Raw genomic sequence first — 13,874 nt, forward strand, 5'->3', positions numbered from 1 at the left:
GCAGTGACACCCTCATTTTTTTGATTATTAAGGGAGAAACTGCCTGTTTTGATTTCATACCATTCATTTTATAAGAAAAATCTTTGTATATCATTCCATGTCACGACGAGCATGAGAACCATGAGAAGGGCAAAGCCGACAAAGTGTACCATTCCTTCCATTTGACGGTCCACTGGTTTCCCCCTTATAGCTTCGACTGCAAAGAATAGGAGTCTCCCTCCATCCAGTGCCGGGATCGGTAGTAGATTCATGATTCCCAGGTTGATACTAAGGATGGCTGCCCATCTCATTAAGTAGAATATTCCCGATTTCGCCACTACATCTGTTGACTGATAGATACCAACAGGTCCTGATAAGGCATCGATAGAAAATTCACCCGAAACTAATTTACCAAGAAGGACAAAAATCATTTTAGTCCATTCATAGGTTTGCTGAGCACTGTTTGTCACTACTTTAAGTGGTGATTTTTCCACTGGGCTATGAACACCGATGATTCCGATCTCTTTCCCTTCGATTTCCTGTGGTTTTGGCGTGACAGCAATCTCGGTATTTGAACCATCGCGGTCAACATTGAATCGGAGTTCATCGCCCGGATGTTTCTGAATGATCGTTACGATATCATCCCAAGTGGAAATCTCTTTGCCGTCAATGCTTAGGACAACATCATCCTTCTGAAGCCCTGCCTCTTTCGCAGCACCATCTGATGTTAACTCCCCAAGTACAGGATCGTTTGTGGGAACACCCTGCAGTAAGCCTACAAGGATAAAGATAAAGAAGGCAAGAATGAAATTAAATAATGGGCCCGCAAAGATGGCAAGTGCCCGCTGTGGAAGTGTCTTGGATGCGAATTGTCGATCCCATGGTGCTATTTGCGTTTCAACACCATCCTCAATGAAAACAGCATCTCTTGATATTTTGAAGGTTTTCAGTTCTTCTTCTTCCTCATATCCCCGGATGTGCAGTCTATGTTCCAAATCCGCTTCTTCCACTTCTAAAACACGGATATTCGGAAAGCGGTCTTTGTTATTCAAGACAATTTTAACGATCTTTTCATCTTGGTCCAGTACAAGCCCCACACGATGGCCAGCCTTGAGTTCTACCATTTCCGGGTCTTCACCTGCCATCCTTACAAAGCCCCCAAGAGGCAGTAAACGGATGGTGTAGGTTGTTTCATCTTTCTTATAAGAAAAAACCTTTGGACCAAATCCTATGGCAAATTCACGGCAGAGTATCCCTGCACGTTTAGCAAAAATCAAATGCCCCAATTCATGAAAAAATACTAAAGCCCCAAAGATAACAATAAAGGCAATTACCGTTTGCAAATAAAAAACCACCTTTTTTATAACCTGTTGGTAACAGATTTAAATGTTAAGTATAGACCCACTGAAACATGTCCACTATCATTCTACGTTACAAACAAAGTAAACATGCGCAGATACTTACCTACAACCAGCTTGAAACGAGTAGACGGGTCTCCCGATCAATTTCATGTATCGTTTCAAGGTCGGGTTTATGTATTACCTGGTGAGCATTCAAAGCCTTTTCAATATAGGTTTCAATGTCCAGGAATGAAATCTTATTATCCAGGAACATCGCTACGCTTGCCTCATTTGCAGCATTTAAAACCGTTGTCATGCTCCCCCCGATCCGACCTGCATCATAAGCAAAAGCCAGACAGCGGAAACGATTCAGATCCATTTTTTCAAAATGAAGCTTTCCTATTTCAGAAAGATCCAGCCTTTTCCCCTGTCTTTGAAGTCTGTCAGGATACGTCAGTGCATACTGAATCGGCACGCGCATATCAGGTGTGCCCAATTGAGCCATTACAGATGAGTCATGGAATTGGATCATTGAATGGATGATGCTTTCTCTATGCTGGACAACGTCGATTTGGTCGTAAGGGATATCAAATAACCAATGAGCTTCAATGACTTCCAACCCTTTATTCATCATGGAAGCAGAATCGATGGTGATCTTCGCTCCCATTGACCAGTTTGGATGATTCAATGCTTCATGTACACTGACACCTTTCAATTCTTCCCTCGTACGATCCCTGAAGCTTCCACCAGAAGCCGTAATGACCAATTTCTCAATATTTTTTTCTTTTTCTCCTTGAAGTGCCTGGAAGATGGCAGAATGTTCACTATCCACCGGTAGCAATGTCGTCCCTTTGCCCCTTGCCGCTTCCATCACAAGGTGACCCGCGGTTACCAGGGTTTCCTTATTGGCAATTGCAATCGTCTTTCCTGCCTCAATGGCTTGAAGTGTAGGGTATAACCCCACACTCCCAAGGACTGCATTAACCAGAACATCGGCATCCTGGTGGCATGCCACTTCCACCAATCCTTCTTCCCCATGTAGGATCGTAACGGATGAAGGGAATTCCCCGCATAATGTTTCAGCGTCTTCTTTCTGCTGGACAGAAACAAGTTTGGGGCTGAATTCCATGATAATCTTCCTGGCTTCTTCTATATTTTTGCCAACAGACATGGCAGTCAGTTTGAATTCTTCAGGATGCTCCCGAATGACATCTAGGGTCTGTATTCCAATCGACCCCGTAGCACCCATTAAACTGATATTCTTCAACTAGTACACTCCTCCCGATTGAAACCCTCCACTTTATAACAGAAAGTGAAGAAGGGGTAATACAAACAGTAAACTATCAAATCGATCCAACATTCCTCCGTGCCCTGGAAGTAAATGTCCTGAATCTTTCACTTTGTAATGTCTCTTTAATGCAGATTCAACCAAATCCCCTACCTGTCCAAAAACAGAGAGGATAGCGGTCACAATCACTAGCTTAGGGATCGACATATCAAGATCGGTAAAGAACGTCATGACGACGCCGACTATGACAGCACAAACAATGCCTCCCACAAAGCCTTCAATGGTCTTATTCGGACTAATTTCTGGCCACAGCTTCTTCTTCCCCATTGCCCTTCCGATGAAATAAGCCCCGGAATCTGTCGCCCAAATGATGAATAATGCATAAAACACAAATTGAACGCCTTCAAGTCGGATTTCCATGAAGTAATAGAAGCCGATCCCTACATATAGAACACTTAATAGCGCATACGCTACATCATCGAAATTAAAACGATTCTTGGTGGCCACTGTATACGTTAAAAATAATAACACGGCAAGAAATGCCAATTCAATCTTAGAGTAACCGAAATCTGATATGATCCCAATCGTTTCCGTCGGTATGAGGAACACCCATAATAGAGCGAGCGATAATAATCCAGGAATGGTAAAAATCCATTGCCCCCTCATCTTTAACGCCTCATATAAACTGATGGAAGCGATCAGATACATTAAAATGATAAATGGTGTTTCACCAAAAATGATAATCGGTAAAAATATTGCTGCTGCTACCACTGCTGTAATAATTCTTTGTTTCATTAGGATTCCTCGCTTTGTAACCCACCAAATCTTCTTGAACGACCTTGATATGCTTCGATGGCTTCAACTAATTGTTCTTTACCGAAATCCGGCCATAGTACATCTGTAAAAAAGAACTCAGTATAGGCCAACTGCCAAAGCATAAAGTTACTTAAGCGGATCTCTCCACTCGTTCGAATAAGCAGGTCTGGATCTTTTAAGTCTCTTGTCATTAAATAGTTTGAAAAGACTTCCTCATTTAATTCTCTTTCATCTAGTATTCCATTCTGTATATCATTTAAGACATGTTTCATGGAATCAATGATTTCTGACCGGCTGCCATAATTCAAGGCGAAATTCAGGATTAGCCCATCATTATGCTGTGTTGCTTCTATTGCCTTTGTGACCGCTGCCTTCGTATGATTTGGCAAAGCCTCCGGCGAGCCCATCATTTTCACTTGTACATTTTCTTCAACCAATTCAGGAAGGAACGTTCCTAAGAATTCTTCCGGCAATTTCATCAGAAACTCAACTTCCATTTTAGGGCGTTTCCAGTTCTCTGTTGAAAAAGCATATAACGTTAAGGCTTCTAGTCCCAGTTCATTTGCCAATTTGGTGATCCTCCGAACACACTTCATCCCTTCATGGTGTCCGGCAACCCTTGGCAAAGCCCTTTTTTTGGCCCAACGTCCATTACCATCCATAATGATTGCTATATGACCCGGAATCGGGTGTTTCAGTAGTTCTTGGAATCGATCATCTACTTCCTCGGAAGTTTGTTGTCTTTTCCATTGCTTAAGCTTGTTTAGCATAAAAAAATCCTCCACCAACAATCCAAAAAATATTTGACCTTATTATCATATCAAAAAACAAGGAAGATATCTTTAAGAAAATAGATTATGTATATACCTATACGTTTTTGAACTTAGTGGCTTGGCTGTTCACCTTAACAAACACCGGTGATAGAGGTGATAAAGGCTCTTTAATTCAGCCATAAGTAATTGGTTAACAAACGAAAAACAAAGGGACCTCCCCATAAGGAATATAAGTTCACTTATAGGTCAGCCCCTTAGGATTCGATTATGAAAGATTATACTTCGAGCATTTCTTGTTCTTTATCTTTTGCAATATTATCAATCTTGACAATACTTTCGTCGGTTGCTTTTTGAACATCATCTGAGTAGCCACGAAGATCATCTTCTGTAATGTCCCCGTTTTTCTCTTTTTTCTTCAATTCATCATTCGCATCACGTCGGATATTTCGGATAGCCACTTTGGCATCTTCAGCTTCTTTTTTCACAAGCTTCACAAGTTCTTTTCGGCGCTCCTCTGTTAATGCAGGAACCACGATTCGGATGATGTTTCCATCACTTGTCGGTGTGATGCCAAGATCCGATTTCAGGATTGCCTTTTCAATATCACCTAGTGCTGATTTGTCGTAAGGCTGGATGACAAGCATACGCGCCTCTGGAATCGAGATTCCAGCTAATTGATTGACCGGTGTAGGTGCACCATAGTAATCAACTGAGATCTTATCAAGAAGAGAAGCATTTGCTCTTCCTGCGCGGATACTTGCTAACTCACGTGAAAATGTTTGAATGGCTTTGGTCATTCTCTCTTTTGCATTTGTTATGATCGTGTTTGGCATTATGATTTCCCCCTAACGATTGTACCAATATTTTCCCCAGTAATGGCTCTCTTAATATTCCCATCCTCCATAATAGAGAATACAATAAGTGGAATATCATTGTCCATACATAGGGAAGAAGCTGTTGAATCCATGACAGCTAAACCTTCTTTCAGAACATCTAAATAGGAAAGTTCTTCATATTTAACAGCCGTTTCGTCCTTCTTAGGATCTGCTGAGTATACACCATCTACGTTGTTCTTAGCCATTAGGATCACTTCTGCTTCGATTTCCGCCGCTCGAAGTGCTGCCGTTGTGTCAGTAGAGAAGTATGGATTTCCAGTACCTGCCGCAAAAATGACAACACGTTTCTTCTCTAAGTGACGGATGGCTCTGCGTCTGATATATGGTTCTGCGACCTGACGCATATCAATGGAAGTTTGAACTCTTGTTTCGATCCCCAGTTGTTCAAGGCTGTCCTGAAGAGCTAAAGAGTTCATAACGGTAGCGAGCATCCCCATATAGTCTGCAGATGCACGATCCATTCCCATTTCACTGCCTATTTTACCACGCCAGATATTACCTCCGCCAACGACAACCGCCACTTCCACATCAAGTTCAGCGATTTCTTTTACTTCTTCTGCTACATTTTTAATGACAGAAGGATTAATACCGAAGCCATCATCACCTGCTAATGCTTCTCCACTAAGTTTTAGAACGACACGTTTGTATTTTGGAACGCTCATGGGAACCTCCATAAAATAGAATTTTTCTTGAAAAATAGGGAACACGCTAGGTGTTCCCTACTAAATAATGTTCAACTTAAGCTGATCTTATTTGTTTACTTGATTCATTACTTCTTCAGCGAAGTTTTCTTGACGCTTCTCAAGACCTTCCCCTACTTCGTAACGAGTGAAATCAGTTAAAGTCGCTTTATTTGCTTCAAGGTATTGACGTACCTTTTGATCTGGATTCTTAACGAATGTTTGATCCAGGATGCAGATGTCCTCGAAGTATTTTCCAAGACGGCCTTCTACCATTTTTTCAACGATATTTTCAGGCTTGCCTTCGTTTAACGCTTGTTGCTTAAGCACTTCACGCTCACGTTCTACTTCTTCAGCAGAAACCTGGTCGCGAGAAACATACTTAGGATTTAATGCTGCAGCGTGCATCGCAACATCTTTCGCTACACTTGCATCAGTAGTGCCTTCTACCACTGTAAGAACAGCGATACGGCCACCCATGTGCAGGTATTCACCGAATGCAGCGTTATCGCCTTTAGTACGGATTTCAAAACGACGTAATGTGATTTTTTCTCCGATTTTTGCGATTGCAGCGTTGATGAATTCAGATACAGTTGAACCATTTGCCATTTTTTGCTCAAGTGCTTCTTCAACAGAAGCAGGTTTGTTTGCAAGAAGATGATCAGATAGTTCTTTTACAAGATTTTGGAAGTTTTCGTTTTTCGCAACGAAATCTGTTTCTGCATTCACTTCAAGGATGATGGCAGTGTTGCCTTCGCTCGCAATGTAAGTAGTACCTTCAGCTGCGATACGGTCCGCTTTCTTAGCTGCTTTTGCAATCCCTTTTTCACGTAGGAAATCAATTGCTTTGTCCATGTCTCCATCAGTTTCTGTTAACGCTTTTTTACAATCCATCATTCCAGCGCCAGTTTTTTCACGAAGTTCTTTAACCATTTGTGCAGTAATTGCCATAGTGGGTTTCCTCCTTAGTTTAACTATGTAGACATCAGTGACCAATTGGTATGAGTCATTAAATCTGCTGACTCTGTATCAGAGGGAAGCAGATGTGAAAATTCTTTAAAAAAAGGTGATAAGGGTAAGTCCTCTTATCACCTTTCATTCATTACTCAGCTGCTACAGCTGCTTCTTCACCTTGCTTAGCTTCTAGAATAGCGTCAGCCATTTTACCAGTAAGAAGCTTAACCGCACGGATTGCATCATCATTCGCAGGAATGACAACATCAATTTCATCCGGATCACAGTTTGTATCAACGATACCCACGATTGGGATATGAAGTTTACGAGCTTCTGCCACTGCGATACGCTCTTTACGAGGATCGATGATGAATAATGCATCAGGTAGCGTGTTCATATCTTTGATTCCGCCTAGGAATTTAACTAAGCGCTCATGTTCTTTTTTAAGTTGTACTACTTCTTTCTTAGGAAGTACTTCAAACGTACCGTCTTCTTCCATTTTTTCAATTTCTTTAAGACGTGAAATACGCTTTTGGATTGTTTCGAAGTTTGTAAGCGTTCCACCTAACCAACGTTGGTTGATGTAGTACATACCTGCACGCTCTGCTTCTTCTTTAACAGATTCTTGTGCTTGCTTCTTTGTTCCAACGAAAAGAACTTTACCGCCGTTACCAGCTAATTCTTTCACGAAGTTATAAGCTTCTTCAACCTTTTTAACTGTTTTTTGAAGGTCGATGATGTAGATGCCGTTACGCTCAGTGAAGATGTATCTCTTCATCTTTGGATTCCAACGGCGAGTTTGGTGTCCGAAATGTACACCAGCTTCTAGCAATTGTTTCATAGAAATTACTGACATGTGTGTTTCCTCCTAAATGGTTTTGTTTTTCTCCTCCGTCTCCGTCATCTGGAAAGTAGAAACTATTCTAAAGAATAGCACCATCTACCCCAATCGAGAAACGTGTGTAATCACACCATGAATACTATAGCACACCTGTTCACGCCAATCAAGGACTTCCTACATAATTTGACGAAATTTCAACAGAAGCTCGATTTCTGTCTGACCTTTTCCAACAGCCTTTGCTATTTCCTCTAGTGACATTCCCTTTTTCTTCATTGTGATGACCTTTTGAATAAGCGGGTCCTGTCCCGGTATCTCATGTATCTCAGCCGTTTGGTCGATTGGTTTCGTTTCAGTTTGTTTAGACTGAAGATAAGCCTTCGAAGCACGTTTATAACCGGCCCCAGTCCACTTCGTATGATTAAGGTCAGGAGAAGTGGATTCTTGATTATTCTCTTCAGGATGAATTCCTCTTCCGCTATTGCGTACTTCGTTCCTAAAGCTTTGAATGAATTCATCATTTTCTTCCTTCATTTCAACCATATAGGACGATATGATATCTTCTATTTCAGCGATCGTTCTCTTCTGATCTTTTTCCACGTTATGATAGCGATTTTGTCTTGAATATAATAGGACGATTGAAAGCAGTGAAACGATATTGAGGAGAAAGGATAAAAAAAGTAGAAACGTAACCATATCATCACCTTGCTTTTTTTGAATTTATATTACGAACCTAGGAGATTTCGTAATTTGAATATTGATTTTGAATGAATTTGCGAAATTCTGGATGTTGATAATTTCATGACTTCTCCAATCTCAGTCAGAGTAAGTTCTTCCTTATAGAATAAGCTTAACACAAGCTGTTCTTTCTCAGAAAGGGTCTGGATTGTTTGCTCTAATTCGTTCAGTTTTTCACCTTTCAACACTTCTTCTTCAGGAGAAATCGTTTTATGATCTTTAATCGAGTAGTTTTGAGATTCGTGATCGTCATCAGTTAATTGTTCATCCATGGAAAGGACATTGGCAAAGAAATGCTCATTTGTGGTTCGGTAGACTTCATCCGGTGTCATTTCTAAGGAAGCAGCTACTTCTTCGGCGGTCACGTGGCGTAAAAGCGTTTGTTCCAGTTCCACAGTCTTCGCTTCGATTTTCTTGGCCCGATCCCTTGTCGAACGAGGAAGCCAATCCTCTTTTCTAAGCCCGTCAAGAATCGCCCCTCTGACCCTGAACGAAGCATATGTATCAAACTTTAAATCTCTAGTAGGGTCAAACTTCTGAAGAGCATCCAGTAATCCCATCAACCCAAGACTCTTTATATCTTCTCTCGAGACGTTCCTTGGCAGCCCAACGGAAATTCGCTGAACATGATATGAGACCAGGGGCATGTACTTCCTCACTAACATGTCCCCGGATTCGGTATCACGACTGTTAATCCATTTCTCCCAATATTTTTGTTCATCTGTTCGAGTGGGTTGTTGAGACATAAGAATCCTCCTTGCTAACTATTTTCTTACAGTGAAACATATGACTTCCCTATTGTTTGACTAAAAGGTCGCATTTCTTCATAATTCCTTTGTCCCTTCATTCACCGTCCGGACCTGAAGGATCCCCGTGGAGGTGAAGAATTCGATGGTTCTCCCTTTGTTCCCTCCTAAGTCCTGTGCTATTATCGGGACGTTATGCTTTGAGAGAGCTTCTTTAACAGCTTCTGCATTTCTAGGGCCGATCCTCATTACGTCACTCTTGGATTGAAATTGAAACATCTGTGCACCGCCTGCCATTTTACACTGTAGTCTATTCATGTTCGCTCCCCTGTTCCTTAACTTTCGAATGAGCTCCTCAACTCCAGTATCGGCATACTTAGCAAGATTCGGTTTCTGTTCTTTCCCCAAAGAGGAATCGGGAAGCATGACATGAACCATGCCGGCAAGGCCGATGCGCTCATCATACAAGACGACTCCGATGCATGAACCCAGCCCAGATGTACGGATCGAACTTCCGCTTTCAGCAATATCCATATCTGCAATTCCTACTTTTACTACGGTGCTGCTAATCATCATAGCTTTAATCCTAAAGATTGGAATATGGTGTCAAATGAATCAGGATCAGGAAGCAGGAAAAAATGTCCCTTCACACTTTCAGACTCGTCAACTTCCTCCTCTTTCAGGGCCGTATCTATAACAATTGCATAATCGCTCACCTGGGATATTTCCAATAGTCCAAAACCGATGACAGCACCTACCATATCCACAGACAACGCAGGTACAGATGGAAATAGCTTCAGGTTTGTAAAATCAGACAACGAGGATAAATATGAGCCCGAAAGGATATTACCGAGTTCCTGCATGGCGGATAACCCTAATTCTGAATATGGAGGATCACTAAAGGAAAAAGAACGATCGTGTATCATTGTTCTGATATACATAGAAGCCTGTTCAAGAGGCAACAAAAAAAACATACTACCCGGTGCTTCGCCCTCAATTCTTAAAAATACGCTTACGACTACATTGTCAGGTCCTCCAGCCATTTCCATCATTTCATCAAATGATACGACTTTAACGCTGGGTACTTTCATATCAATTTTTTTATCAAGAAGGGTGGAAAGGGCCGTCGCTGCATGACCAGCCCCAATATTTCCAATTTCCTTCAATACATCCAAGTGCATCGACGTTATTTTTTTTTCATACCCCAATGTGATCCCTCCTCTTAGATGGATAGAAGTATTTTATCTAAATGGAGAAGGGTCAGGAGTCTCTTATCTTGTTTAACAACCCCACCGATGTACTCAGCCTCCACTACTCCAACGACTTCTGGAGATGGTTCAATCGAGTCTGTTGAAACATCCAGTACATCATTGGCAGCATCCACGATCAAACCAACTTCTTTATCTTCTAAACCTACTATAATCACACGAGTACTCTCAGTCGGCTCTCCGAATGGCAAATCAAACCTGCACCTTAAATCAATAATGGGTGTAACCACTCCGCGTAAATTGATGACACCTTTTACATAGGAGGCGGTCCTCGGAACTCTTGTAATATGTTCGAGTTTTTCGATGGATCGTACTTGATTCACAGGAATGGCATATTCCTTATCAACTAATTGAAAAACGATAAGCTTTAAATCTTCCACTATATCTGTCACTTCACTCATTACCCTTACCTCCTACTTAATTAACGCATTGCAATCGACAATTAGTGCTACTTGCCCATCCCCGAGAATGGTAGCTCCGGAAATCGCAAAGACATCATTTAAATAATTTCCTAATGATTTCAATACAACTTCCTGCTGACCTATAAAGGAATCGACGACCAGACCAGCCATTTTTTCTCCTTTACGAACAATGACCACAGAATATAATTCTTCTTCATTTGAATGTTTAGGTACTTCGAATACATCCTCAAGGAACAGTAACGGAACCACTTTTCCTCTGAAATCAATTACCTTTTGATTATGCGCATTCATGATTTCTTCCTTTTTCACAATAGCTGTCTCAATAATAGAAGAGAGTGGGATGGCGTACTTTTCTTCTTCGATTTCAACAAGCATGACGGAAATAATCGATAAAGTAAGAGGTAATTGAATGGAGAACAATGATCCCTGGCCAACAGTGGAATCGATTGTAATCGAACCTCCAAGCGACTCGATCGTTGCTTTCACAACATCCAATCCCACACCTCTACCGGAAATATCGGAAATTTGTTCAGCTGTAGAAAAACCTGATGCCAAAATGAGCTCATAAATTTGTCTATCTGATAATGTTTTGGCTGTTTCTTCCGAGACAATTCCTTTTTGGATTGCTTTTTCGAGAACACGCTCTTTATTGATGCCGGCTCCATCATCTTCAAGTTCGATAAAGACGTGATTTCCACTATGATACGCTTTCAACTTCACCGTACCTTGTTCTGGTTTTCCATTTTTCATTCGGATTTCAGGCATCTCAATGCCATGATCCAATGCATTACGGATGAGATGGACGAGAGGGTCCCCGATTTCATCAATCACTGTACGGTCAAGTTCCGTTTCAGCACCGATGATTTCCAATTCGATTTTTTTATTCAAATCTCTTGCCAGCTGTCTGACCATTCGTGGAAAACGATTAAATACGGTCTCTACAGGGACCATACGCATATTGAGGATGATATTTTGTAAATCTCCTGAAATTCTCGTCATTCTTTCAACTGTTTCATTTAACTCAGGATTATTCAAATCCTTTGAGATTTGTTCTAACCTTCCTCTATCAATGACGAGCTCCTCAAAAAGATTCATAAGGACATCCAGTCGTTCTATGTTTACGCGTATCGTTTTACTAGAAGGATTCGATTGTTTGGAAACGTTTCCTGAGGACTTAGAAGCTGGCACCTCTTTTTGCCCATTGTCTACAATTTCTCCCTTTACCGGCTCGATAGCTGAATCCTCCGGTTGATTCTGATTCTGGAGGCCGTCCGCAGTGAGTTCCATAACAGAGACGTCGTCCACTTCAGAGACTTTACGTACATGATTCTCTAAATCTTCAGCCTTTTCTTTTGATACGACTGCAATGACGAATGAATGGTCGAATTGCTCTTCTTCAAGCTGATCTACCGTAGGAAGGGATTTGATGACTTCACCCATCTTTCCAAGGACTTCAAAAACCATATATACACGGGCGGCTTTAAGCAGACAGTCTTCCCGCAGGGTAACTGAAATTTCAAAGCAGCGGAATCCCTGCTCAAAGGATTGTTGAATAACCGTTTGTTCATAGGCTTCATACTGCATGGATTGGATTGGCAATTCAGGAGTAGCGATAGCTGCAGCGATCTCTTTCACTGCTTGAGTATCCTGGATATGTTCCCCTCGTTCGATTGCCTGAAGCATTTCCACTACTTCCGTTACATCTCTCTTACCATCTCCCCCATCCGCTATGGAAAATACCATCGCTTCAAGGTCATCAACAGATTTAAACACAACGTCCAATATTTCAGGAGTTACCTTTATTTGTTCGTTACGTATGGCATCCAGAACATTCTCCATTTTATGGGTGAGATTAGCTAAATCCTCGAACCCCATCGTGGCAGACATACCCTTTAATGTATGAGCTGACCGGAAAATTTCATTGACAATCGCAAGGTCTTGGGGATTTTTCTCTAATTCAAGTAGTTGTTCATTACAGGTTTGCAGATTTTCTTTACTCTCTTCAATGAAAACTTCTAAATATTGACTCAATTCCATATACTACACACCTCTCTACACCATGTACGTCATTATTGATCCGGGGATATTCCCGATATGTTCAACCTTATCAACTAACTTTGTTGCGATAGCCGATTTCGGCATCCCAAACACAATACAAGTCTCTTCTGATTCTGCAATAGCCTTCACTTCTCCGCTTTCTTTAAGTCTGATCAATCCGTCCGAACCATCAGAACCCATGCCCGTCATAATGACGGCTATTTTGCTGTAAGTACGGATTATGCTTGCAGACTCGAACAAAATATCCACTGAAGGTCTATGGCCATTTCTAGGTGCTTCATCTTTTGATAGCTGAATGGATAATTGGCGGCCATGATCCTTCACTCTAGTATGAAAACCGCCTGGTGCAATATAGGCAGTCCCGTTTCGAAGGACTTCGCCATCCTCAGCTTCCTTCACGTGTATGGCAGATTGACCATTTAAACGATCGGCAAGTGATTTCGTAAACCCAGGCGGCATATGCTGGACCACAATGATGGGTGCTTCCAAATGACGTGGTAACGCAGTCAACACGTTTTGCAAGGCGCGGGGGCCACCCGTCGATGTTCCAATCAGTATCATTTTTGGAGAATTTGAAAGCAAGGGACGATCAGAAGGTAAAGCTTCTGATCCTTCACAAATACCCTTTAATGATATACTTGCTGAATTCTTTTGGTACAGATCTGTCATTTTCGTCACATTCACTTTACTTGCTGCCACTACTTTTTCTACCATTTCATCTTGAATCTTATGGAGATCCAGTGAAATGGTCCCAGAAGGTTTCGCGATGAAATCAACAGCCCCAAGCTCCATGGCTTTGACAGTCTCCTCTGCCCCCTCTTTCGTTGTTGAAGAAAGCATGACAACAGGAACTGGACACTCCTCCATGATGTGCCTTAAAGCTTCAATTCCATTCATTTTCGGCATCTCTACATCAAGAGTTACGACATCGGGCCGAAGTTTTTTTATCTTCATGATCGCGTCTTCGCCATTCCTTGCAATTCCAACCACTTCAAGCGCATTGGAGGCTGATAAAAAATCTGATATTAGCTTTCTCATAAATGCTGAATCATCAACAACTAAAACCTTTTTCATTCAG

General features: G+C 41.5%; 15 protein-coding genes. All 15 read right to left on the reverse strand.

From position 1 onward, the window contains the following. Positions 1 to 68 precede the first annotated feature (68 nt). On the reverse strand, positions 69 to 1,322 hold the full coding sequence (gene rseP / locus ACIGG7_RS10535) for an RIP metalloprotease RseP (RefSeq protein ID WP_397549749.1): 1,254 nt from the start codon (positions 1,320 to 1,322) through the stop codon (positions 69 to 71). A 121-nt stretch (positions 1,323 to 1,443) separates the two neighbouring features. Next, positions 1,444 to 2,586 carry a 1-deoxy-D-xylulose-5-phosphate reductoisomerase gene (gene dxr / locus ACIGG7_RS10540; protein ID WP_397549750.1) on the reverse strand — a complete coding sequence of 381 codons (1,143 nt, stop codon included), beginning with the start codon at positions 2,584 to 2,586 and terminating at the stop codon, positions 1,444 to 1,446. Positions 2,587 to 2,619: 33 nt separating this feature from the next. Then, positions 2,620 to 3,402, reverse strand: coding sequence for a phosphatidate cytidylyltransferase (locus ACIGG7_RS10545; protein ID WP_224941106.1), 783 nt, complete (start codon positions 3,400 to 3,402; stop codon positions 2,620 to 2,622). Further along, positions 3,402 to 4,193: an undecaprenyl pyrophosphate synthase gene (locus ACIGG7_RS10550; RefSeq protein ID WP_397549751.1), complete on the reverse strand. Its 792-nt coding sequence runs from the start codon at positions 4,191 to 4,193 to the stop codon at positions 3,402 to 3,404. Before ACIGG7_RS10550 ends, ACIGG7_RS10545 begins: the two co-directional genes overlap by 1 nt. Positions 4,194 to 4,471: 278 nt before the next feature. Further along, positions 4,472 to 5,029 (reverse strand): ribosome recycling factor, encoded by a 558-nt coding sequence (gene frr / locus ACIGG7_RS10555; RefSeq protein WP_098440752.1) that lies wholly within the window; start codon positions 5,027 to 5,029, stop codon positions 4,472 to 4,474. Further along, complete coding sequence (gene pyrH, locus ACIGG7_RS10560; protein ID WP_044337374.1) at positions 5,029 to 5,754, reverse strand: UMP kinase; 726 nt, start codon at positions 5,752 to 5,754, stop codon at positions 5,029 to 5,031. The genes frr and pyrH overlap by 1 nt, the downstream gene beginning before the upstream one ends. Before the next feature lie 87 nt (positions 5,755 to 5,841). After that, complete coding sequence (tsf, locus tag ACIGG7_RS10565) at positions 5,842 to 6,723, reverse strand: translation elongation factor Ts (protein WP_224941108.1); 882 nt, start codon at positions 6,721 to 6,723, stop codon at positions 5,842 to 5,844. 151 nt (positions 6,724 to 6,874) lie between these two features. Continuing rightward, positions 6,875 to 7,582 (reverse strand): 30S ribosomal protein S2, encoded by a 708-nt coding sequence (rpsB, locus tag ACIGG7_RS10570; RefSeq protein ID WP_044337376.1) that lies wholly within the window; start codon positions 7,580 to 7,582, stop codon positions 6,875 to 6,877. Positions 7,583 to 7,741: 159 nt separating this feature from the next. After that, a complete protein-coding gene (locus ACIGG7_RS10575; protein WP_397549752.1) occupies positions 7,742 to 8,260 on the reverse strand; it encodes a hypothetical protein in 519 nt (172 codons plus the stop codon). A 29-nt stretch (positions 8,261 to 8,289) separates the two neighbouring features. Further along, positions 8,290 to 9,048 (reverse strand): FliA/WhiG family RNA polymerase sigma factor, encoded by a 759-nt coding sequence (locus ACIGG7_RS10580; RefSeq protein WP_224941110.1) that lies wholly within the window; start codon positions 9,046 to 9,048, stop codon positions 8,290 to 8,292. Between the two features lie 78 nt (positions 9,049 to 9,126). Further along, positions 9,127 to 9,624 carry a chemotaxis protein CheD gene (locus ACIGG7_RS10585; RefSeq protein WP_263628075.1) on the reverse strand — a complete coding sequence of 166 codons (498 nt, stop codon included), beginning with the start codon at positions 9,622 to 9,624 and terminating at the stop codon, positions 9,127 to 9,129. Next, entirely contained in the window at positions 9,621 to 10,229 is a 609-nt protein-coding gene (locus ACIGG7_RS10590; RefSeq protein WP_397550044.1) for a chemotaxis protein CheC, read from the reverse strand. Before ACIGG7_RS10590 ends, ACIGG7_RS10585 begins: the two co-directional genes overlap by 4 nt. A gap of 41 nt (positions 10,230 to 10,270) precedes the next feature. Continuing rightward, positions 10,271 to 10,717, reverse strand: coding sequence for a chemotaxis protein CheW (locus tag ACIGG7_RS10595; RefSeq protein WP_224941112.1), 447 nt, complete (start codon positions 10,715 to 10,717; stop codon positions 10,271 to 10,273). A 12-nt stretch (positions 10,718 to 10,729) separates the two neighbouring features. After that, positions 10,730 to 12,775, reverse strand: a complete 2,046-nt coding sequence (locus ACIGG7_RS10600) for a chemotaxis protein CheW (protein ID WP_397549753.1) — start codon at positions 12,773 to 12,775, stop codon at positions 10,730 to 10,732. 15 nt (positions 12,776 to 12,790) lie between these two features. Beyond that, positions 12,791 to 13,870: a protein-glutamate methylesterase/protein-glutamine glutaminase gene (locus ACIGG7_RS10605; protein ID WP_224941114.1), complete on the reverse strand. Its 1,080-nt coding sequence runs from the start codon at positions 13,868 to 13,870 to the stop codon at positions 12,791 to 12,793. Positions 13,871 to 13,874 lie beyond the last annotated feature (4 nt).

It is taken from the genome of Rossellomorea sp. NPDC077527 (genome assembly GCF_044542955.1).
GTDB lineage: Bacteria > Bacillota > Bacilli > Bacillales > Bacillaceae_B > Rossellomorea > Rossellomorea aquimaris_E.

What these genes read in the sequence shown, in the direction of transcription:
- ACIGG7_RS10545 (WP_224941106.1), bottom strand. Translation starts at nt 3,402, where the DNA reads ATGAAACAAAGAATTATTACAGCAGTGGTAGCAGCAGCAATATTTTTA.
- ACIGG7_RS10550 (WP_397549751.1), bottom strand. Translation starts at nt 4,193, where the DNA reads ATGCTAAACAAGCTTAAGCAATGGAAAAGACAACAAACTTCCGAGGAA.
- frr (WP_098440752.1), bottom strand. Translation starts at nt 5,029, where the DNA reads ATGCCAAACACGATCATAACAAATGCAAAAGAGAGAATGACCAAAGCC.
- pyrH (WP_044337374.1), bottom strand. Translation starts at nt 5,754, where the DNA reads ATGAGCGTTCCAAAATACAAACGTGTCGTTCTAAAACTTAGTGGAGAA.
- tsf (WP_224941108.1), bottom strand. Translation starts at nt 6,723, where the DNA reads ATGGCAATTACTGCACAAATGGTTAAAGAACTTCGTGAAAAAACTGGC.
- rpsB (WP_044337376.1), bottom strand. Translation starts at nt 7,582, where the DNA reads ATGTCAGTAATTTCTATGAAACAATTGCTAGAAGCTGGTGTACATTTC.
- ACIGG7_RS10575 (WP_397549752.1), bottom strand. Translation starts at nt 8,260, where the DNA reads ATGGTTACGTTTCTACTTTTTTTATCCTTTCTCCTCAATATCGTTTCA.
- ACIGG7_RS10580 (WP_224941110.1), bottom strand. Translation starts at nt 9,048, where the DNA reads ATGTCTCAACAACCCACTCGAACAGATGAACAAAAATATTGGGAGAAA.
- ACIGG7_RS10585 (WP_263628075.1), bottom strand. Translation starts at nt 9,624, where the DNA reads ATGATGATTAGCAGCACCGTAGTAAAAGTAGGAATTGCAGATATGGAT.
- ACIGG7_RS10590 (WP_397550044.1), bottom strand. Translation starts at nt 10,229, where the DNA reads ATGCACTTGGATGTATTGAAGGAAATTGGAAATATTGGGGCTGGTCAT.
- ACIGG7_RS10595 (WP_224941112.1), bottom strand. Translation starts at nt 10,717, where the DNA reads ATGAGTGAAGTGACAGATATAGTGGAAGATTTAAAGCTTATCGTTTTT.
- ACIGG7_RS10600 (WP_397549753.1), bottom strand. Translation starts at nt 12,775, where the DNA reads ATGGAATTGAGTCAATATTTAGAAGTTTTCATTGAAGAGAGTAAAGAA.
- ACIGG7_RS10605 (WP_224941114.1), bottom strand. Translation starts at nt 13,870, where the DNA reads ATGAAAAAGGTTTTAGTTGTTGATGATTCAGCATTTATGAGAAAGCTA.